This is a genomic window from Muricoccus vinaceus (assembly GCF_042433125.1).
GTDB classification, from domain to species: domain Bacteria; phylum Pseudomonadota; class Alphaproteobacteria; order Acetobacterales; family Acetobacteraceae; genus Roseomonas; species Roseomonas vinacea.
This window is the reverse complement of record NZ_JBHLVZ010000008.1, coordinates 1-19527: the sequence shown is the minus strand read 5'-3', so window position 1 is coordinate 19527 and position 19527 is coordinate 1. Positions and strand designations below refer to the sequence as shown.

Here is a 19527-nt window from a genome sequence, read left to right as displayed (position 1 = left end):
CCGCCAAGGAACGGACCATGCCAGCCCAGACCATCACCGAGAAGATCCTCGCCGCCCATGCCGTGGGCGGCCGGGCCGAGGCGGGCGCGATCGTCACCGTACGGCCGGATGTGGTGCTGCTCAACGACGTATCAGGCCCCCTCGCCTTCGAGGGATTCGAGGCCATGGGCGCCACGCGGCCCTTCGATCCCGCGCGCGTCGTGCTCGTGGCCGACCACTTCGCGCCCGCCCCCAACGTGGCCGCCGCCGGCGCCATCCGCATGACACGCGACTTCGCCACGCGGCACGGCATCCCGCATTTCTACGAGCCGGGCACGGGCGGGATCGAGCACACCCTGCTCGCGGAGCTCGGCATGGTCGGGCACGGCAGCGTCGTCTTCGGCGCGGACAGCCACACCTGCACGGCCGGCGCCTTCAACGCGCTCGGCATCGGCTTCGGCTCCACCGACCTCGCGGCGGCGCTCGCCGCGGGGCAGCTCTGGATGCGCGTGCCCGATTGCATCCGCGTGGAGCTGCGCGGCCGGCCCGGCCCCTTCGTCAGCGGTAAGGACGTGATTCTGGAGGTGATCCGCCGCATCGGCTCGGACGGAGCCGCGGACGCATCCTTGGAATTCGGGGGTCCCGGCGTGGCGTCCCTCCCGGTGGACGCGCGCATGGCGGTGGCGAACATGGCGGTGGAAGCGGGCGCCGACACCTGCGTCTTCGAGGGCGACACGCTTTCCACCGCGCGCCAGGCGGAAACCGGCGCACCCTCGGCGGCACCGGTCGGGGCGGATGCCGGGGCGCGTTACCGCCAGCACCTCGTCCTCGACCTGGACAGCCTGGAGCCCATGGTGGCCCGCCCCCCCTCGCCCGCCTCCGGCGTGCCCGTCGGCGCATTGCGCGGGCAGCGCGTGGACCAGGTTTATATCGGCAACTGCGCGAACGGCACGATCACCGATCTCCGCCAGGCCGCGGCGATGCTGAAGGGCCGCCGCGTCGCGCCGGGTGTGCGGCTCGTCGTAGTGCCGGCCACGCAGCGCATCTGGCGGCAGGCGCTGGCCGAGGGGCTGCTGGAGATCCTGGCCGCCGCCGGCGCCGCCGTTTCCACCCCCACCTGCGGCGCCTGCTTCGGCGGCCACATGGGCATCCTCTCCGCCGGTGAAACGGCCATCGCCACCACGAACCGCAACTACCGGGGCCGCATGGGCGACCCGGACTCGCAGGTCTTCCTGGCCAATGCCTGGGTGGCCGCCGCCGCCGCCGTGGCGGGCGAGATCGTCCCGCCCGGGGAACTGCGCGACGCGGCGGGGGCGGCATGAGCGCCCCTTGTAGGGCCTCGTCCACCGCTTCGGCGACGAGGTGAACACCGACGTCATCCTCCCCGGCCGCTACCTCGCCCTGCGCCGGCCGGAGGAGCTGCGGGAACACTGCCTCGAAGGGCTCGATCCCGGCTTCGTCGGGCGCGTGCGGCCGGGGGACATCCTGGCGGTCGGGCGCAACTTCGGCTGCGACTCCTCGCGCGAGCACGCGGTGGTCGCGCTTCTCGCGGCTGGCGTCGGTGCGATCGTCGCGGTGAGCGCCGCGCGCATCTTCTACCGCAACGCGATCAACCTGGGCTTGCCCGTGCTGATCTGCCCGGAAGCGGCGGCGGAGCTGGCCGAGGGCTGCATGGCCTCGGTCGACCTGGAGGCCGCGCGCATCCGCCAGGACGCGTCCGAATGGCGGACGCAGCCGCTCGGCGACGAGGTCCGCGCCATCCTGGCGGCGGGCGGCCTGGTGCCGCGCATCCGCGCGTCGCTCGTTGCCTGACGCCCAATCCTTCCAGCAAAGGAATCCACCCATGGCCGATCCCACTCTCAAGGCCGCGCTCCGCGGCGGCGAGTTCATCGTCGCGCCCGGCATCTTCGACATGATCTCGGCCCGCATGGCCGACCGCATGGGCTTCGCCGCCCTCTACGCCACCGGCTACGGCACCGTGGCCTCTCATCTCGGCGTGCCCGATGCCGGCATCGCCACCTACACGGACATGGTGTCCCGCATGGCGCGCTTCGCGCAGGGCACGCGCACGCCCGTGATCGCGGATGCGGACACGGGCTATGGCGGCCTGCTGAACGTGCGGCACACCGTGCAGGGCTACGAGGCGGGCGGCGTGACCGCCATCCAGATCGAGGACCAGGAGGTGCCCAAGAAATGCGGGCACACGCCCGGCCGCCGCGTGATCCCCGCCGAGGAGATGGCCCTGAAGATCGAGGTGGCAGCGGAGGCGCGCCGGAGCGACGACTTCCTGATCATCGCGCGCACCGACGCGCGCACCACGCTCGGCCTCGACGAGGCCCTTCGCCGCGGCAAGCTCTACGCCAGGGCCGGCGCCGACATCATCTTCATCGAGAGCCCGGAAAGCGAGGAGGAGATGCGCCGCATCGGCGGCGAGATCGACGCCCCGCTGCTGGCCAACAACGTGGAGGGCGGGCGCACCCCCATCCTGCCGGCCGAGACGCTGAAGGCGATCGGCTACAACATCGCGATCTTCCCCGCCATCGGCTTCCTCAGCGTCGCCCACGTCCTGGAAGGTGCCTATGCCCATCTCCGCCGCCAGGGCGACAGCCATGGCCTGGAAACCTACGCCTTCAGCGACATGAACGATCTGATGGGCTTCCCCGAAGTGTGGGAATTCGACGCCAAGTGGGCGCGCCCGGACCGCCCCCGGGCGGCCGAGTAGCGGCACCGTTCGGAAACAAGGGAGGAAGGAAAGAAACATGAGGAACAGCATGAGCCGGCGCGCCCTGGGCGCGCTCGGCGCCGGGCTGCTGGGCGCTCCCGCCCTGCCCGGCCGCGCGGCGGCCAGCACCTGGCCCGACCGCACCGTGACCCTGGTGGTGCCCTTCACGCCGGGCGGCGCCTCTGACACGCTGGCTCGGGTGATCTCGCAGCACTTCCCGCGCTTCGCGAACGGCCAGACCCTGGTGGTCGAGAACCGTCCCGGCGCCGGCGGGCTCGTGAGCGGCGGCTACGTGGCGGGGCAGCGGCCGGACGGCAACATCCTGCTGATGGCCGACATCGGTGCGAACGCCATCGGCAAGGAGCTGAACCCGCGCCTCGGCTACGACCCGATGGCGGCCTTCACCCCCATCATCCAGCTCGTCAACCTGCCCGCCGTCCTCTTCGCCCACCCCTCCGTGCCCGAGCGGAGCGTGCAGGAGGTGATCGCGAAGGCGATGGCCAGTCCCGACAGCTACACCTATGCCTCCGCCGGCGTGGGCAATGGCAGCCATCTCTTCATGGCGCTTCTCTGCCGGCGCGCCGGGGTCTCCATGGTCCACGTGCCCTACCGCAGCGGCTCCGAGATCGTCACCTCCGTGCTGCGCGGCGAGACGCAGCTCGGCTTCCCCAGCCTCTCCTCCGCTCTCCAGCAGCTCAAGGCCGGCAGCATCCGCGCCATCGCCATGGGCAACCCGGGCGGAAGCCCCGCCATGCCCGGCCTGCCGCCGGTCAGCGACACGCTTCCGGGCTTCGACATCGCCGTGTGGTACGGCGTCGCCGCGCCGGCCGACGTCGCACCAGAACTCGCGCAGCGGATCAACGAGGTGTTCGGCGCCGTCGTCGCGCTCGACGAGGTGCGCGACGGTGTTTTCCGCACCCAGGCAGGGCAGGTGGTCGGCGGATCACCGGCCGATTTCGGCCGCTTCCTCCAGCGCGAATACGACACTTGGACGCCGGTGATCCGCGAGGGCGGCATCCGGACGGAATAGCGCGACGCCGCGTCAGTCGCCCTGGATGTTGGCCTCCCGCGCGATCCGGGCCCAGCGCCCCAGCTCCGAGGCCACCAGGGCCGCGTAGTCCTGGCGGCTCATGCTGTTCGGGCCGGCGCCAAATTCGAGCAGGCGCTCCTGCGCCTCCGGCGAGGCCAGGCCCCTGGCCAGGCTGTCGTGCAGCGCATCGGCCGCCGCGTCCGGCATGCCCGCGGGCCCGGACAGGCCGAACCAGTTCGTTGCCACCAGGCTGGTCAGGCCGAACTCGCGCACGCTGGGCACCTCCGGCCAGCGCTGGGCGCGCTCGGGCGTCGTGACGGCCAGCATGCGCAGCCGGTCGTTGCGGCCCACATCGGGCACCGCGGCGATGAGCCCCTCGATCTGCCCGCCAAGAACATCCGCCACGGCCGGCGCGGAACCGCGATAAGGCGCGTGCAGGATCTGCACGCCCGCCGCCCGGTTCAGCAGCTCCAGCTTGACGTGGCTGGAGGTGCCGATCCCGGTGGAGCCGAACCGGATATTCCCGGCGCGCGCGCGGTCGATCAGCTCCGGCAGCGTCCTGATCGGCCCGTCCGCCGCCACCACGATGGCGCTCGACACGGCGGCGATCAGCCCGATATGCGTGAAGTCGCGCACCGAGTCATAGCCGATGTGCCGCGACACCGCCGGCCCGATCGCCTGGGAGGCGATGTTCGAGAGAACCACGACATGCCCGTCCGGCGAGGATTTCGCCACAAGCTCGCTCCCGATCGCGCCTCCCGCGCCCCCGCGGTTCTCGACCACCACGGGCTGTCCCAGCACCGGCTCCATCCCGCGCGCGGCCAGGCGGCCCAGGAGGTCCGTTGTGCCGCCGGGGGTGAAGGGCACCACCAGCCGCACCGGCCGGACCGGGCGCCAGCCCGGCTGGGCCTGCGCGCCAGCGCCGGCCGCCACGGCGGCTGCGGCGGCAACAAGGGCTCGGCGGGGGAGGAACATCGGCGGCGATCCTTGCTGGAGAGGGAGAGGGGCGTCAGTTCACGGCGATGCCGGCGTCGCGCGCCACGCCGCGCCAGCGCGCCAGGTCGGCGGAGACGAGGCTGCCGAGCTCCGCCCTGCTCCCGCCCTCGACCACGAAGCGGATACGCTCCAGCCGCTCCACTACCTCGGGCTGGCGCAGGGTGGCCGCCGCCGCCTCGTGCAGGGCGCCGGCCACGGGATCGGGCGTGGCGGCCGGAACGAACAGGCCGGTCCAGGACAGCGAATGCAGCCCCGGCAGGCCCTGCTCGGCCATCGTCGGCACGTCCGGCGCCCAGGCCAAGCGGCGCGGCCCGGCGACGGCGATCATCCGGAGCTGGCCCGAGGCGATCTGCGGCGCGGCGGTGCCGGAATTGACCATGGAAACCGGCACGGTGTTCCCGATCACCGCCGTGATCGCGGCGGCGCCCCCGGCGAAGGGAACATGCACGGCTTTGCGGCCCGTGCGCAGCAGGAACAGCTCGAAGCCAAGTTGCTCCGAGGAACCGATGCCCGAGGAGGAGAAGGACACCGCCTCGCCCTGGTCCCCCATCCACCGCGCCAGGCTGGCCACGTCATGCACGGGCAGGGCGGGGTTCACCACGATCACGTTCGGCGCGCTCATCGCGAGGATGACGGGCTTGAAGTCCTTCTGGGGATCGAAGCCCGGGCGCTGCATCACCACGGGCTGGATGGTCATCGTGCCGCTGGCATTCACGAGGATCACCTGCCCGTCCCCCGGCAGGGCGGCCACCGCGCGGGTGCCGACCACGCCCGTCGCGCCCGGCCGGTTCTCGACCACGACGTTCTGCCCGAGGGCGGCCTGCATGCCCGGTTGCAGGGCACGGGCGCAAAGGTCGGTCGCGCCGCCCGGCGGAAAGGGCACGAGCAGCGTCACGGGCCTCGCCGGCCGCCAGGGGGCCTGCGCCCTCGCGCCGGTCAGGCCGGGCAGCGCCGCGGCGGAGATGAGGGCCAGGGCCTTACGACGGCGCATGAGGATCTCCTTGCGGGAAAGCCGCCCGCGCGGCACGAGGAAAGGCGCCCGGCGCGGTTGACCGCCGCGCGGGAGCGAAGGAGCCTGCCGCATGACCGATGGAGCAGGCGTGAGCGGAACCGGGGACGACAGGGACGCGGCGGAAGCGGCGCGCGTGCGCGAGAGCCTGCTCTCGCTGCGCGACAGCCGCGGCTATGTCCTGCCCCATCGCGGCCTCATGGCGGCCGCCTTGCCGGAACTGCACGCCGCCTATGGCGCCATGTACCGCGCCCTGACGGTGCAGCAGGGGCAGATGCCGCCGCTGGAGCGGGAATGCGTGTGGCTCGCCATCCTGGTGTCCTGCGACGAGCCGGTCGGCACGCACCACCTGGCCCTGTTCCGGCAGCACGGCGGTGACGACCAAATGGCGGCCGCGCTGTTCCGGCAAACGGCCTGGGCCATTGGCGCGGAGGCTCACGCCTTCCTGCCGAGGTCCTGGGGCCCGCACTTCCCCGGCCTCGACGCCGCCGCGCTCTTCCGGGACGGTGCGGCGGCGCTGGCCACGGACGGGGTGCTTCCGGACACCACGGCGCGGCTGCTCCGCCTGGCCGTGCTCGCCGCGCGCGGCAACCTCTGGGCGCTGGGGGTCGAGCTGGAGGCGGCCTATGCCGCCGGGCTCGACGAGCGCCGCATGGCCGAGGCCGTGAGCCTGATCATCTGGCCGCGCGGCGTGAACCCCTTCGTGCGCGCGGCCGATACCTGGCTCGCCCTGCTGCGCAGCGGGCGCGTGCGGCCGGGCGCCGCCTTCGCCGCCTGGGCCGAGGCCGGGGAACAGGGCCCCCTCGTGCTGGAGGGCGGAGGCGATGCCGCGCCGCGGGCCCCGGCGGAATAGGGCCGGCGGCGCCATCAGCCCGGCCCGGCGCCCGCGGAAAGCGCGCCCTCGAAGAAGGCGCGCCGGTCGCGCGCGCCCCGCATCATCAGGGACAGGTCGTTCTCCGTCAGGATCATTCGCATTCCCGCGCGCAGGAAACCGCGCCAGGGCCCCTCCTCCCGCGGGCCGCCCATGCCGGCGAAGAGGTTGTTGCGCGCGGCCGCGGCGCAGGTGCGCTCCACCGCGTCCCGCAGTTCCGGCGCGTCGTAGCGCCCGGGCAGGCCGAGATCCCAGAGCAGGTCGGACCCCCCGATGAAAAGCCCGTCCACGCCCGGCACCGCCGCGATCGCCTCGACATTCGCCAGCGCGGTTTGGCTCTCGATCATCACCGTGACCACGACCTCCTCGTTGAAGATCGTGCAGGCTTCCGCAAGGCCGGTGCCGTAGCCGAAATGCGCGAGGGTGCCGGGCACGGAAAGCGCCCCGCGCGGGGCGAAGCGCGCCGCGCGCGCCACCGCCTCGGCCTGCGCGGCGGTGTCGACATGGGGCACGACGAGGCCGAGCGCGCCATTGGTGAGAAGGCCCGCGATCTCCCGCGGGTCATGGCCGGAAGGCCGCGCCATCGGCAGCAGGCCGGCGCGGATGGCCGAGAGCGCGATATCGTGCGCGAGATGGGGCGAGGCCGGGCTGTGCTCGAAGTCGATCATCACCCAGTGGAAGCCGCAGGCCGCCAGGATCGGGCCCGCCTCCGCGCTGCGGGACAGGCGGAGGTTGCTGCCCAGCGCCAGCTCGCCCGCCCGCATCCGGGCCCGGAAGGCCGTTCCCGGCCGGGCGCTCACGCCCTCTCCTCCAGCAGGGCGGCACCGGCCAAGGCCTCCGGGAAGCGCCAGGGCTGGCGCGGCCGGGCGGCGAGGAGGCGCAGCGCCGCGCGGACGCAGTCAAAGGCCTCCCGCACCGCCTCCCTCCCCTCGATCACGCAGCCGAAGCCTGGGCAGATGCGGTCGATGGGCCGGTCCGCCTGGATACGGTCCAGGTCCCGGATGACCGGCTCCGGGTCGATGCCGATCAGCCAGTCCATCTTGGCGGAGAGATAGAGCGCGGCATCCTCCGCCCGCATCGGCGCCTCGTCGCGCCCGCGCAGGCGCGAGACGCCGGCGGACCAGGCATTCGCCGGGCGCGCGAGAAATGCGAAGGCGTCCGAGGTGAAGAGGCTGCGCGTATGCCCCTCGTAGAACCAGTTCGTGGCGAGCAGGCGAAGCTCCACCCGCAGCACCTCGAGCCGCAGCCGCCCGACCGGCGTCACCACCCCCGGCGCGATGCGCACCGCGCGCAGCCCGGCGGTCGCCTCGATCCTTGCGGCGGCGTCGGATTCCTCTACGCCCTCGAAGAAGTCGAGCGGGTTGAGCACGCCGGCATAGAGCACCTCCCGCACGCCGAATTCCCCGAGGATCGCCGGCAGGTTGATCATGCAGTCCTGCTCGCGCCGCGTGGTGATGAGGCGGCGCTCGGCGCTGCCCTCCAGCGTGCGGTGGATTCCGTCGGCGATCAGCGGCCAGTGCACGGCAAGCCCCGTGTCGATCATGAGCCAGCTTGCGGAATCCCGCAGGATGTAGCCCTGCACCGGCAGCAGCCCGCGCCCCTCTGGCGGCAGCCAGCTCACGGGCTGCGCCGCCACCTCCAGCCAGCCGCCGACGGCCAGCAGCGTCCCGGGCAGGATCTCCGCCAGCCCCTCCGTCTCGCCACCCGGCGCGGCGCTCATGCGCGCACGGGCCCCATGGCGATGCCCTGCTTGAACAACGGCAGGGTTTCCCCGGGCGTGTCCACCACGCAGCCATGCGCGCCGGCGAGCAGGCGGGGGCGCAGCCGGGCGATCAGCTCGTCCATCTCGGGGAAGCTGGCGCGGCTGTCCGTGAAGCGTGGCCAGTGCAGGGCCTTGTCGTTGAAGTCCTGCATCATGGCGATGTCGGGCGGGGCGATCTCGCTGCTCAGGTGGTCGCACTCGCCCGGCACATGCGCGTGGAAATAGGCGCACGCATCCGAGAGGAAGAGGATGCGGTCCTTGGTGTCGAAGCCCCAGAGCGTGTCGGGAAGATCGCGCCAGACGGGCGGCAGGAACAGGAAGCGGCGGTCGCCCAGCTCGAGCGAATCCCCTGGCGAGACCTGCCGGAAGCGCGGCGCGAGGGCGGGGTGGTAGAGCGGGTAGTCCCGCATGTCGCCCACCGCGACGGCCTGCGGGAACTCCCGCATCCAGCGCTCGAGCAGGCCGGAATGGGGCAGCTCGCTATGCGTGGGAAAGATGTAGTCGATCGGCCGCCCCTGCAGGAAGTCGCCGACATCCTGCCTCACCTGGTCCCAATGGACGGGGTGCCCGGTGTCGACCAGGATGGTCTTCTCGCTGCCCTTCAGGAGGTAGAGCGAGTAGTGCGCGTGCATGTCGGGGACGCTGCTGGCTAGGCAGCGGCCGGTCCAGAGGCAGTCCGGCGTGATCGCGCGCGGAAGCGTGCCGGTCTGGCCGAAGCGGGCCAGGGCGGACGCTTCGTGCGAATGGCGGGCCCGATCGCGCAGGTCGTTCGTCATCCAGCCTCTTTCCTGTGATGGTCCTGGCCACCGGCCATCGCACGCCGTCGCGCATCGCAAGCGCCCGCCGGGTTTCACGCGCCGCTTCCGCCGCGCCGCGCGCTGCCAAGCCGAACTCCCCGACGATAGCCACGGCCAAACCGGACTTGCAAGCATCCTGTTCTAACAACAATACAGGTGGCGGACTGGATAATAGGACAGGAATAGGACCGGACCCGCGCCGGTCATGAACACATCGGTCGGCCCCGCACCACCTCCGGCACCGCCGCGCGGCATTGTCACATTGTTTGATGACCAGGCGAGCTTGGCCGCACGACGGGGCCTGTATGACCTCACGCCAGCATTGGCACACACGTCTCCTGCCACCAGGTCCGGAAGGCCTTGTTGCGCGAACGGCGGTACTGATCGGCGGTGATCAGGTGCTGCCGTGGACGGAAGTGGCCATAGATCATCGCGTGCGCGGAAAGGAACCGCTGTGCTTGCTCGGGTGACTTGAAACGCTGCATCTGGCGTTCTCGACGTCGCGTCAGCCTGTGGGAGTTCTCGGCACGATTGTTCAGGTAGCGACTGGTCCGATGCTGCACACCGGGCAAGACCTCCCGCTGCGCGACGCCGTAGCTGCGGAGCCCATCGGTCACAATGCGCCGCGGCTCGTACTTGAGGCCGGCCAGCCGGCACTTGAAGAAGCGTTTGGCGGCTGCGGCATTGCGGCGCTCCTGCACGAGGATGTCGAGCACGACACCGTGCTGATCCACCGCACGCCAGAGATAGAAGAGCTCGCCGTTGATCTTCAGGTATACTTCATCCATGTGCCACGTATCATCCGGCTTAGGCCGCCGCTTGCGCAGCTTGGCCGCGAAGTCCGTGCCGAAGCGGAGGCACCATCGGCGGATGCTCTCGTGGCTCACCACTACGCCCCGCTCGGCCAGTATCAGCTCGATGTCGCGCAGACTTAGCCTGAACAGGTGGTAGAGCCAGGTGGCATGGTGGATGACCTCGGCCGGAAAGCGGTAACCAGGATAGGTGTTGGGCTCGGACGGCATCCCGCCAGCGTGGCCCAGCCACCCCATTCCGGCCAGAGCCGAAGGACATGACAATGCCGCCCGGGGCCTACTGCGCCCGCAAGGTGGCTCATGCAACGCAGTCGCTCCGTGCACTACCGCTGACCGCATGCATATTCCTGGTTGCAAGACGGCTCGCTCAGGAGTTTTGAGAACCATCCCGCATGACAGCTGGCATGAGATGGGCCGAAGACGGGTTCCAGGACAGCACAATCTCCATGTTACTAGTGATACCTTGTGCCACTAGCCCGGGCAGCCGGGCCCGCAACGCGGTTTGTCCGGCGTGACCGACCAACAGAGCACTATCCCCATAGTGCACCACCGTTTCGACCTGCATGCGGCAGGTGTTGATTGCGCCCTCACCCGCCAAGCCAAACCCCTCTGGACGCAGGAGCAGCGTTGCGGCCTCTCCAGCCTCTCGGCCAGACTGTGCAGGGACGTGGACAGGTCCGATGCCTGCGACCTCACCAATGCCAGCAGTGGGATCGGTGAGGAGAAGCGGCAGAAGATTGCTGTCTCCAACGAAGCGCGCCACGAAATCATTTACCGGCCGGTTGTAGATCTCGAGTGGCGTCCCGGCCTGCTGGATACGACCGCCCTCGAACACCACAATGCGGTCCGACATCGCCATGGCCTCAGACTGGTCATGGGTCACAAAGATTGTGGTGACGCCAAGGCTGCGCTGGATCCGCTTGATCTCGATCTGCAGCTGCTCGCGCAAGTTCTTGTCGAGCGCGCCGAGCGGCTCGTCGAGCAGCAGCAGTGCAGGATCGAAGACCAGCGCGCGAGCCAAGGCGACGCGCTGCTGCTGGCCACCGGACATCTCGCGGGGATGGCGCTCTGCCAAGCGTTCCAGCCCCACCAGGGCGAGCATCGCACGCGCCTTTTCCACCGCCTGGGTCTTAGGCACCTTCCGCATCTCGAGCGGAAACATAACATTGCCCAAAGCAGTGCGGTGGGGAAACAGCGCGTAGTTCTGGAAAACGATGCCGATGCCACGCTTGTGGGGCGGCACACGAGTGATGGGGGCGCCGTCCACCAGGATCTCGCCCGCGCTCGCCGCCTCGAACCCGGCGATGAGCATCAGCGTGGTGGTCTTGCCCGAGCCGCTTGGGCCAAGGAAGGTGATGAACTCGCCTTTAGCCGCGGTCAGGTCCACACCATCCAAGGCCCGGGTGCGGCCGTCATAGCTCTTGGAAAGGCCTTGCAGCTCCAGGTACGGCTTGGTCACGGGCGAACTTCCGATCGGCGGCGCGACGCGGCACGCCAGAGGATGGGTACGATCACCAGCACGGCAACCGCAAAGAACAGCAGCGTGGAAACAACGGCGATAACCGGGTCGGCTGTGGTGCGGATGCTGTCGAACATCTTGCGCGGGAGGGTCTCGGTATCGCGGCCCGAGATAAACAGCGCCACCACCGTCTCGTCGAAGCTCTGCACGAAGGCAAAGAGGGCGGCGGCGGCGAAGCCGGGCCACAGCACTGGCAGCGTGACGTGCAGGAAGGTCCGCGCCGGGCTGGCGCCAAGCGAGAGCGCGGCGCGCTCCAGCCCGCGGTCGAAGCCCTTCAGGTTGGCCGAGAGGACCAGGAAGGCCATCGGCACCGAGAGGGCGGTATGCGCGAGGATGATGCCCGGAAAGGTCTGCAACAGCCGGATATCGGCAAGGAAGGCATAGTAGCCGATGGCCATGACGATGTGCGGCACGGCCAGCGGCAGCATCAGCGCCAAGTTCACCAGCCCCTTGCCGACGAAGCGGTGGCGAACGACCGCAAAGGTGGCGGGAGTCACGAGCGCCACCGTCAGCAGCGCGACGGCCGCCGCGATCCCAAGGCTGTTGAGGGTCGGCTTCGTCCAACGGGCATCCCCGAAATAGGCGGCGTAATAGCCCGTCCACCATCCCGGCGGCGGGAACTCGAGCGAGACCGCGGTGCTGAAGGACATCGGCACGACGATCAGCAGTGGGGTGGCGACGAAGGCGAGCACCACCGCGCCGAGAAGGAGGAGGGCCAGGCGCATCGCGTCAGCCCCAGAGCCGATCGAGGCCGAAGCGGCGGTGATAGAGCCCGATCACCACCAGCGTGCTGGCCAGCAGCACCACCGCCATGGCGGAAGCCTCGCCGAAGGCCAGGAACTCCTCCACCTGCTGCCCGATCACGCCGGCCACCATCTGCTCCCGCGGCGAGCCGAGCAGGATCGGCGTCACGTAGAAACCAAGGCAGAGGACAAAGACGAGGGTAAGCCCATTGACGATGCCCGGGGCCGCCAGCGGCAGCACAACATGGCGAATGACGGAAGCGGGCGTGGCGCCCAGGCTGGCGGCGGAGCGCGGGAGCGACGGTTCGATCCGCTTCAGCACGCCGTAGAGGCTCAGGACCATGTAGGGCAGCAGGATATGCGTCATCGCGACCGTCGAGCTGAAGCGGGTGAACAGCAGTTCCGGCGTCGCGAAACCCAGCCACTCCGCCACCCGCGCTACGGGGCCGCGGGTGCCTAGAAGTACCATCCAGGCATAGGTGCGCACGAGGAAGCTAGTCCAGAAGCTCATCGTCACAATCACCATCATCACGGCGGCCCAGCCCGGCGGCGCCGCCGCCATGGCATAGGCAAGCGGAAAGCCGAGAAGGAGGCAGCAGAGCGAGACAACGAGGGCGGTGATGAAGGTGTCGGCCAGCACGCGCAGGTGAAAGCCGTCCGTCGCGATCTCGGCATAGTGGCCGAAGCCCCATTCAGGGTCGCTGACGCTCATTACCGCCACCTGGGCAAGCGGTACGACGAAGAACACCGCCAGGAACGCCATCAGCGGCGCTAGGAGAAGCCAGGGGCCGAGGCTTCCCCGGGCCGGTGCAGGAACTGCGCTCACGTACCGATCCAGCGCTCGAAGCGTTGGGTCGCCGCGTTCACGTCGCCGCCGAAGTTGAGGATGTCCTGCTCGAACACCTTGCCGCGGTAGGCCGGGGCGGTCGGCATGCGCGCCGCCTCCGCCTCGCTGAGGAAGTTGAAGGCGGCCGGGTTGAGCGGGCCGTTCATCGAATCCCGGCAGAAGCCCGCCACCCGCTCCGGCCGGACCGAAGCCTCGAGGTAGCGCAGCGCGTTGTCGCGGTTCGGCGTGCCGCGCGCGACCACCCAGTAGGCCCGCTCGATCTCCGCCTCGTTCCACACGATCTCGACGGGCTGGTTCTGGTCGATCAGCTCCAGCGTGCGGGCGTGCCAGAGCGCGATGCAGTCGATCTCGCCGTCGCGGAGAAGCTGCTGCGATTGCTGCCCCTGCGTCCACCAGGTGCGGATAGCGGGCTTGATCCGGTCCAGGCTGGTGAAGGCACGGCCGATGTTCAGCGGGTAGAGCTTGTCCATCGGCACGCCGTCCGCGACGAGCGCGATCGGCAGGACGCGGGAGGCGTAGCGCTGCATGCAGCGGCTGCCTGGGAACTTCTGCAGGTTCCAGAAATCCGCCCAGCCCTGCGGTCCGCCATTCGGGTACTTCGCCTTCTGGTAGGCGATGACGGTCGCGAAGGCGTGGCTGCTGGCGCCGTTCTGGAAGGCCGCACCGGCGAAGGGTGGGCTTTTCACCAGGTCCGTGTTGTCCAGCTTCTCCAGCAGGTTGGCCTGGTTGGCGCGGATGATCTCCCCGGCGCCGAGCGTCGTCACGTCGAACTCATAGGCGCCGCTGCGGACCTGCTGCGCCAGCTTCGCGAAGGAAACCGGTGAAACCGGGCGGATCTCAATCCCCGTGTCGCGCGTGAAGGGCTCGAACAGGTTCTTGATCGCGGCGCGTTCCCAGATGCCGCCCCAGGTGTTGACGTGCAGCACCTCGGCCGCCCGCAGGCGCTTGACGTAGGGGGTGGCGAGGCCTGCCAGGACGCCGCCGCCCAGGGTCAGGGCCGCGCGGCGGGTAAACCCGTTCGTTGCCATTGCCGGCCTCCTCAGTTCGGGCGAAAGGTCGCGGCATAGAGCCGCAGCCAGTTGCCGTGGGTGATCTTCTCGATTTCCTGCGGCTGGAAGCCGACCTGACGCAGCCCGTCTGGGATCTGGCCAAGGCCGGAGACGCCCTCGGCCAGCCATTCGGCCTTCGGCGTTCGGATCGGCTTCCCGGCGGCGGAGGCGCCGTGGTCGATCCCGCGCGTCCAGCGGCCCATCCGCATCCAGGCGTAGTCCGCCGGGGTGTTGTCGTGGCCGTAGTCGGTGCCGACGGCGACCGTGTCGATCCCGGCGATCTCCACGGTCCGCGCCACCATCTCGCACCAGTTGCGGACGGAGGCGCAGTAGTAGTCGCCGGTGATGTTGCGATAGACGGCGCATCCCATCACGCCGCCGGTGTCGCGCAGGGCGTGCAGGATCGCGTCCCCCTTGTTGCGGCTGTGGGGAACGAGGCTGGTGGCGTTGGCATGGGTCACGGCGATGGGCCGCTCGGAATGGGCGATGGCCTCGAGCGTCGTCCGCTCCCCCACATGCGAGCAGTCGATGAGCATGCCGGCGCGGTTCATCTCGCGCACCACCTCGCGCCCGTAGCGGGCGAGGCCGCCGTCATTGGGCTCGTAGCAGCTTCCGCCGACGGCGTTCTGGTTGTTGTAGGTGAGCTGCACGACCCGCACGCCCAGTTCGGCGAACATCTCCACCAGCCGGATGCGGCCGCCGAACAGGTCGGTGTTCTGGTAGCCGAGGATGATGGCGGTGCGGCCGGAGGCGGCGACCGCCTCGATCTCGGCGGGGGTGCGGGCGACGGCGCAGGTCCCGGCATTCTCCGCGACCAGGTCGCGCCAGCGGCCGAGGGCGTCGAAGGACTCGATCGGGTCCTCCCAGAAGCCGCAGGTGACCGTCACGGCGCCGATGCCGCCGCGGCGGAGGGCGGCGAAGACCTCGGGCGTGAAGTGGCCGCATTGGAGTCCGTCAATGAGCATCATGGGCATCCGGCCTGGCGGCGGTGAGGAGCGAGATGTCGGTGTCGTCGTCATGGTCGCTGCGGCCGGTGATGCGGCCGTCGGCCTCCACGATCACCGGGCCGGCATGGCGGCGGGACTCCGGCGTGTCGGCGGCGAGGGCGGTGTTGGAGAGGTGGTGCAGCGCCCACCAGAGTTCCGGCTCCACCACCGTGCCGCGGCGCAGCGCGTGTTCCAGCACGGCGTCGCGGCCGCCCAGGGCCGGGGTTGCGATCAGGGTCAGGCCGTCCGGCGCGTGCAGCAGCGCGGCATCGGTGCCAGTGGCGGGGCCGGTGCAGCCGCCCTCGGTGAAGAAGACGGCGAGGCCGCTGCGCGGGCCGAGCGCGCAGGCGGCGCGCAGTTCCCCGGGATCGGCGACGCCCATCAGGGTGGCCACGGCGACGCCCTCGCGCCCGGCGGCCTCGGCCAGGGTGTCGAGGATGGCAGGCAGGGCCGTCCAGGCGTGCTGGCCGCCCGCGTCGATGTGCAGGGCGCCCGGCCGGGCCTCGGCGATGCGCAGCGCCACGGGCTCGGCGGCGCGCAGGCTCTCGAACCGCCGGTGCAGCAGTGACAGGCCGCCGAGGCCGGCGGCGGCGGAGTAGAGCACCACGTCGCGCACGGCCGGGATGGCGCCCGGCGGCAGGCGGGTGAGGAGAAGGATGCGCTCCACGACCAGCCGCACCTCACGCGGGAGCAGCGTGACGGCATCCGCGCCGCAGGGGGCGCTCATGCCCCCGGCTCCGGCGGGTAGAACCAGTCGGGATCGGCGCCGCCGGCGAGCTCCGCCGCCACGGGGGCGCCGTGGAACAGCACCCCGCGCAGGTTGCGGGCGAGGTAGTCGCGCGTCTTGTCCACGCCGTGCAGCGCGACGTTCATCAGGCGGACCATATGCGCGGGCACGAAGTCGTTGGCCATGATGTTCACGCGCGGCTGGTGGTAGCGGAGGCCCGCCAGGCTCTGCACGCGGGCGGTGATCTGGCGGAGGTCGGGGCGGGCGAGCAGCAGCCGCGCGACCGGCTCGGCGGGGTCGCGCGCGGCGAGTGCGGCGTCCAGCGCCTGGACCAGGCCGGGCACGTCCAGGCCGAGGTTGAAGGTGCCGGGCGGCGCCTCGGCCTTCGGTCCGCGGCGCGGTTCCTCGGCGGTCGCGGACTTGTACCAGATCTGCGCATAGGCGCCGGGCGCGCCCAGGTCCCAGGCGAGGGCCCAGGCGTATTCGCGCTGCAGGATCGCGCGGAGGGCCCCCGCGCTCATGGTCGGGCGGACCTCCATCTCCTCGCTGACGATCATGTCGCGGGCCAGGCGGTCGGCTTCCGCTGGCACCAGTTCGATCATGAGGGAGAGGAGGGTTTCCTCGGTCTCCGGGTGGAAGCGCGCGCCGACCTCCTGCGCCAGCGCGTCCAACGGATAGGCGGCGTCGCTTCCCTTCTCGCGCAGCGCCGCGACCAGGGCGGCGGTCGCCTCCAGTTCCTCGGCGATGAGAGCGCTGGGCGCGAAGGCATCGTAGACCATGCGGTCCTCGCGCCGGAACTGGGCGGCCCGGCGGATCAGCTTCTCGAAGTGGTCGAGCCGCGCGTCGCCGGCCGCAAACGGCAGGGCGCGTGCGGCGGCGATGGCGGCCTCTCGCGCGCCGATCCAGGCATCGATCAGGCGGGGATGGTTGTTGATGAAGAGGATGAGGCCGAGGGCGGAGCCGTTGCCGATGCCGAGGAAGCGGCGCACCTCCGGCGAGAGCGCGACGGCCGAGGGCGCGCGCAGCGCGGCCAAGTGGTTCGCGAGGTCCGCCGCGAACTCGCGCATCATGTAGGCGGCGAGCATCTGCGCGGCGAATGGATGCCGCAGCGCATGGCCCTCCTCGAGCGCGAGGAAGGATCGCGTGCCGAAGGTGCCGTTGCCGTCCAGGCCCGTGTTGCGCATGAGGTAGCAGGATTGCGCGATGAGAGCCGCCTCCGGCTGCCGCCCCGCTGCCAGTGCCTCCACCGTCGCGTCGAACACGCGCATGCTGCGGTTGGAACGGCACCAGATGAGCGTGCCGGGCGTGGCGCGGCCGGCGTAGAGCTTCGGCAGCTCCTGGCGGGTTGTCTCGATCACCCGCTCATCTGCCACGCCCTCCACCAGCGCGCCCGTCATGTCCCAGGTGCGGCCAATGATGCGCCCGGTGCGGCCGGCCTGCCGAGGCGCGTTGGAAAAGGCGACAAAGCTGAAGGTGCCGCCGGGCGTGGCAATCTCGTAGACCGCGGTGCCGGCGGAGTCGGCACCGATGTCGAAGCGGCGCGTTGCGATCCGCCACCGCTCCGTAATCGCCTGCGCCATCAGGGCGCGGGAACAGCTGACCCGGCTTGGCTGGAACGCCGCGAGGCGCTCCGGCAGCATGAGGAAGTCGGGATCGCGCGGGGCGGGCGGTGCCGCGGCGATGGGAAGCGCGGCGCTCACGCGGTGCGGCCCTCCATGATGGCGCGCAGCCGCTCAGCAGCGGCGCGAAGGGGTTGAATCCAGCCATCGGCCACGAAACGGTGCACCGGGGCGACGAGGGAGAGGGCCGCCACGCAGGCGCCGTCATGGCCAAACACCGGCACGGCGGCGGCGCGGATGCCTTCCATTGTCTGGCCGGAGGAGATGGAGTGGCCGGTTTCGCGCACCGCAACTAGGATCGCCGGGTCCAGGCCCGGAGCCAGGCGTTGCGCGCGCGCGGGGTCGAGATAGGCAAGCAGCACCCGGCCCGAGGCGCTCCCCTCCAGCGACATGGTGGCTCCGACGCGCATCTCGACGCGCAGCACACCTTGCGGCTCCACCCGCTGCACGATGCAGGGCAGGTCGCCCTCCAGTGCGGCCAGGGATGCGGCCTCCCCGGTTTCCGCCGAGAGGGCCTCCAGGATCGGGAGGGTGCGCGTGCCGAGCCCCGCCTGCTCCGTCGCCGCCTGCGCCACCCGTGCGGCACGCAGCGTGAGGCGGAACTCGCCCGACGCGCTCTGCTCCACCCAGCCGGCCGCCATGAGGGTGACAAGCCGCTGATAGATCGTGGCCCGCCCGACACCGAGGTCCCTGGACAGGGTGGAGAGGCGGACCGCTCGCTTGGCAGTGCCCAGATGATCGAGCAGGGCGAAGGTCTTGAGCGCTGAGGCAAGCGGACGGACACCGGAAACCGGAGCCTCTTCATCCTCACCCGAGACACCATCCAGCATATGTATTCTACCCGAATACTTTGTCTTTGACCCGAAGAAGTCTCCATCGTGTCGTTGACTTGTGTCAAACTTTCTCTGGGGGCTAATCCATTTTTTCTCAGACCCTGCTCTCAGGTGTTGTGGGACCTTGTTGCATCGATCGGAGCGTTGGACGCACCTCTCCCAAGAGCCCTGACGATCAGGCGATGCGGACATATTCTGGGCGACCCAGGTCCAAAATGCGGTTCAGCACCTCGGCGGCGATGGCCACCTTGGTTGCATGGCGTGCGTCCGTTTGCGGGCGCACACCATCACCGTCGCCATACCCTGCACGACGACGTCTCCGGGGGCGGCCACCGGGATTATCCGGGCCGCCTTCGCCAGGACCTTCAAGCTCACGCCGCGGCAGGTGGCGAACCTGGAGGCCGGCCGGGCCAACCTCACCCTGGCAACGCTTGCACGCCTCGGCCGGCCGTTCGGCTAGCAGGTGGGCTTCATCAACCCACCGCCCGCCAACCGCTCTGACCTCCCCTTGCGGGCGGCGGATCTACTTGGCGGTTCTGTTGCGGCCTTGTGGCGCCCCAGTGGCTGGGTACAAACCAGGGCATGGCGGGACGGCGGAGAGTGGCCTCAGTGAGGCCGGATCAGTCCTTCAAAGGTCGGCAGTTCACCGCCGAGATGATCCTCTGGGCAGTCCGCTGGTACCTCATGTTCCCGGTCAGCTACCGCGATCTCGAGCTGATGCTGGCCGACCGCGGGGTAGAGATCGCGCACACCACCCTCTTCCGCTGGGTCCAGGCTTACGCGCCGGAGATCGAGAAGCGGATCGGGCCACATTTGCGGCCGAGCAACGGCTCGTGGCGGGTCGATGAGACCTACGTCCGGGTGAAGGGGCGCTGGATGTACCTGTATCGCGCGGTCGACAGCCACGGCCAGACGATCGACTTCCTGCTCTCGGCCAAGCGGGACGCGGAGGCCGCGAAGCGCTTCTTCCGCAAGGCGCTGGGGCAGCCGCATACGGTAAACCCGCGCACCATCACCGTGGACAAGAACCCGGCCTACCCCTGCGCCGTCGAGCAAATGAAAGAGGACGGCGAGTTGTGGCGACGCTCGCGGCTACGGCAGTGCAAGTTTCTCAATAACGTCGTGGAACAAGACCACCGGCGCATGAAACGCCTGGTCAGACATCCTCCGCCCCACAGTTGAATGAGACGCCCCGCAAGCGGACGGTATCCGCCGATGGGGTGCAC

The 19527-nt window shown here is 70.3% G+C and carries 19 protein-coding genes and 1 pseudogene; 6 read left to right on the top strand and 14 right to left on the bottom strand.

The features are described 5' to 3' along the window. The first annotated feature begins 17 nt into the window (after nucleotides 1-17). The 4 genes and pseudogenes from ACFFIC_RS08185 to ACFFIC_RS08170 all read left to right on the top strand — a co-directional run bounded on the left by ACFFIC_RS08185 (nucleotide 18) and on the right by ACFFIC_RS08170 (nucleotide 3731). Nucleotides 18-1301 (top strand): aconitase/3-isopropylmalate dehydratase large subunit family protein, encoded by a 1284-nt coding sequence (locus tag ACFFIC_RS08185; protein ID WP_377049687.1) that lies wholly within the window; start codon nucleotides 18-20, stop codon nucleotides 1299-1301. A gap of 25 nt (nucleotides 1302-1326) precedes the next feature. Beyond that, nucleotides 1327-1791, top strand: a pseudogene (locus ACFFIC_RS08180) (LeuD/DmdB family oxidoreductase small subunit); the annotation flags it as partial. A 31-nt stretch (nucleotides 1792-1822) separates the two neighbouring features. Beyond that, nucleotides 1823-2701, top strand: a complete 879-nt coding sequence (locus ACFFIC_RS08175; protein ID WP_377049686.1) for an isocitrate lyase/PEP mutase family protein — start codon at nucleotides 1823-1825, stop codon at nucleotides 2699-2701. A 37-nt stretch (nucleotides 2702-2738) separates the two neighbouring features. Then, on the top strand, nucleotides 2739-3731 hold the full coding sequence (locus tag ACFFIC_RS08170) for a Bug family tripartite tricarboxylate transporter substrate binding protein (protein WP_377049685.1): 993 nt from the start codon (nucleotides 2739-2741) through the stop codon (nucleotides 3729-3731). Nucleotides 3732-3743: 12 nt separating this feature from the next. Here ACFFIC_RS08170 and ACFFIC_RS08165 read toward each other — a convergent pair whose 3' ends face one another. Next, nucleotides 3744-4706, bottom strand: coding sequence for a Bug family tripartite tricarboxylate transporter substrate binding protein (locus tag ACFFIC_RS08165; protein WP_377049684.1), 963 nt, complete (start codon nucleotides 4704-4706; stop codon nucleotides 3744-3746). 34 nt (nucleotides 4707-4740) lie between these two features. Then, nucleotides 4741-5718, bottom strand: coding sequence for a Bug family tripartite tricarboxylate transporter substrate binding protein (locus ACFFIC_RS08160; RefSeq protein ID WP_377049683.1), 978 nt, complete (start codon nucleotides 5716-5718; stop codon nucleotides 4741-4743). A 91-nt stretch (nucleotides 5719-5809) separates the two neighbouring features. Here ACFFIC_RS08160 and ACFFIC_RS08155 point away from each other — a divergent pair, with 91 nt between their 5' ends. Continuing rightward, nucleotides 5810-6589: a carboxymuconolactone decarboxylase family protein gene (locus tag ACFFIC_RS08155; protein WP_377049682.1), complete on the top strand. Its 780-nt coding sequence runs from the start codon at nucleotides 5810-5812 to the stop codon at nucleotides 6587-6589. A gap of 14 nt (nucleotides 6590-6603) precedes the next feature. Here the strand turns inward: ACFFIC_RS08155 and ACFFIC_RS08150 are convergent, their stop codons facing one another. From ACFFIC_RS08150 to ACFFIC_RS08095, 12 genes are all read right to left on the bottom strand, one after another. Next, nucleotides 6604-7407, bottom strand: coding sequence for an HpcH/HpaI aldolase family protein (locus ACFFIC_RS08150; protein ID WP_377049681.1), 804 nt, complete (start codon nucleotides 7405-7407; stop codon nucleotides 6604-6606). Then, the gene (locus tag ACFFIC_RS08145) at nucleotides 7404-8327 is read right to left on the bottom strand and encodes a hypothetical protein (protein ID WP_377049680.1); all 924 of its coding nucleotides are present in this window, start codon (nucleotides 8325-8327) and stop codon (nucleotides 7404-7406) included. The genes ACFFIC_RS08150 and ACFFIC_RS08145 overlap by 4 nt, the downstream gene beginning before the upstream one ends. Further along, complete coding sequence (locus ACFFIC_RS08140) at nucleotides 8324-9145, bottom strand: MBL fold metallo-hydrolase (protein WP_377049679.1); 822 nt, start codon at nucleotides 9143-9145, stop codon at nucleotides 8324-8326. Before ACFFIC_RS08140 ends, ACFFIC_RS08145 begins: the two co-directional genes overlap by 4 nt. 332 nt (nucleotides 9146-9477) lie before the next feature. Next, nucleotides 9478-10188, bottom strand: coding sequence for an IS6 family transposase (locus ACFFIC_RS08135; RefSeq protein ID WP_377049678.1), 711 nt, complete (start codon nucleotides 10186-10188; stop codon nucleotides 9478-9480). A gap of 157 nt (nucleotides 10189-10345) precedes the next feature. Beyond that, entirely contained in the window at nucleotides 10346-11437 is a 1092-nt protein-coding gene (locus ACFFIC_RS08130) for an ABC transporter ATP-binding protein (protein WP_377049677.1), read from the bottom strand. Next, nucleotides 11434-12222: an ABC transporter permease gene (locus ACFFIC_RS08125; RefSeq protein WP_377049676.1), complete on the bottom strand. Its 789-nt coding sequence runs from the start codon at nucleotides 12220-12222 to the stop codon at nucleotides 11434-11436. The genes ACFFIC_RS08130 and ACFFIC_RS08125 overlap by 4 nt, the downstream gene beginning before the upstream one ends. A gap of 4 nt (nucleotides 12223-12226) precedes the next feature. Further along, nucleotides 12227-13066: an ABC transporter permease gene (locus ACFFIC_RS08120; protein WP_377049675.1), complete on the bottom strand. Its 840-nt coding sequence runs from the start codon at nucleotides 13064-13066 to the stop codon at nucleotides 12227-12229. Further along, complete coding sequence (locus tag ACFFIC_RS08115) at nucleotides 13063-14115, bottom strand: ABC transporter substrate-binding protein (protein WP_377049674.1); 1053 nt, start codon at nucleotides 14113-14115, stop codon at nucleotides 13063-13065. Before ACFFIC_RS08115 ends, ACFFIC_RS08120 begins: the two co-directional genes overlap by 4 nt. Nucleotides 14116-14126: 11 nt before the next feature. Next, nucleotides 14127-15101 carry a dipeptidase gene (locus ACFFIC_RS08110; RefSeq protein ID WP_377049673.1) on the bottom strand — a complete coding sequence of 325 codons (975 nt, stop codon included), beginning with the start codon at nucleotides 15099-15101 and terminating at the stop codon, nucleotides 14127-14129. After that, nucleotides 15091-15849 (bottom strand): hypothetical protein, encoded by a 759-nt coding sequence (locus ACFFIC_RS08105; protein ID WP_377049672.1) that lies wholly within the window; start codon nucleotides 15847-15849, stop codon nucleotides 15091-15093. The genes ACFFIC_RS08110 and ACFFIC_RS08105 overlap by 11 nt, the downstream gene beginning before the upstream one ends. Then, a complete protein-coding gene (locus ACFFIC_RS08100) occupies nucleotides 15846-17549 on the bottom strand; it encodes a hypothetical protein (RefSeq protein WP_377049671.1) in 1704 nt (567 codons plus the stop codon). The genes ACFFIC_RS08105 and ACFFIC_RS08100 overlap by 4 nt, the downstream gene beginning before the upstream one ends. Then, entirely contained in the window at nucleotides 17546-18298 is a 753-nt protein-coding gene (locus ACFFIC_RS08095) for an IclR family transcriptional regulator (RefSeq protein WP_377049670.1), read from the bottom strand. The genes ACFFIC_RS08100 and ACFFIC_RS08095 overlap by 4 nt, the downstream gene beginning before the upstream one ends. Before the next feature lie 612 nt (nucleotides 18299-18910). On the opposite strand from ACFFIC_RS08095, the gene ACFFIC_RS08090 reads away from it, so the two are divergent. Then, complete coding sequence (locus ACFFIC_RS08090) at nucleotides 18911-19483, top strand: IS6 family transposase (RefSeq protein ID WP_377049669.1); 573 nt, start codon at nucleotides 18911-18913, stop codon at nucleotides 19481-19483. Nucleotides 19484-19527 lie beyond the last annotated feature (44 nt).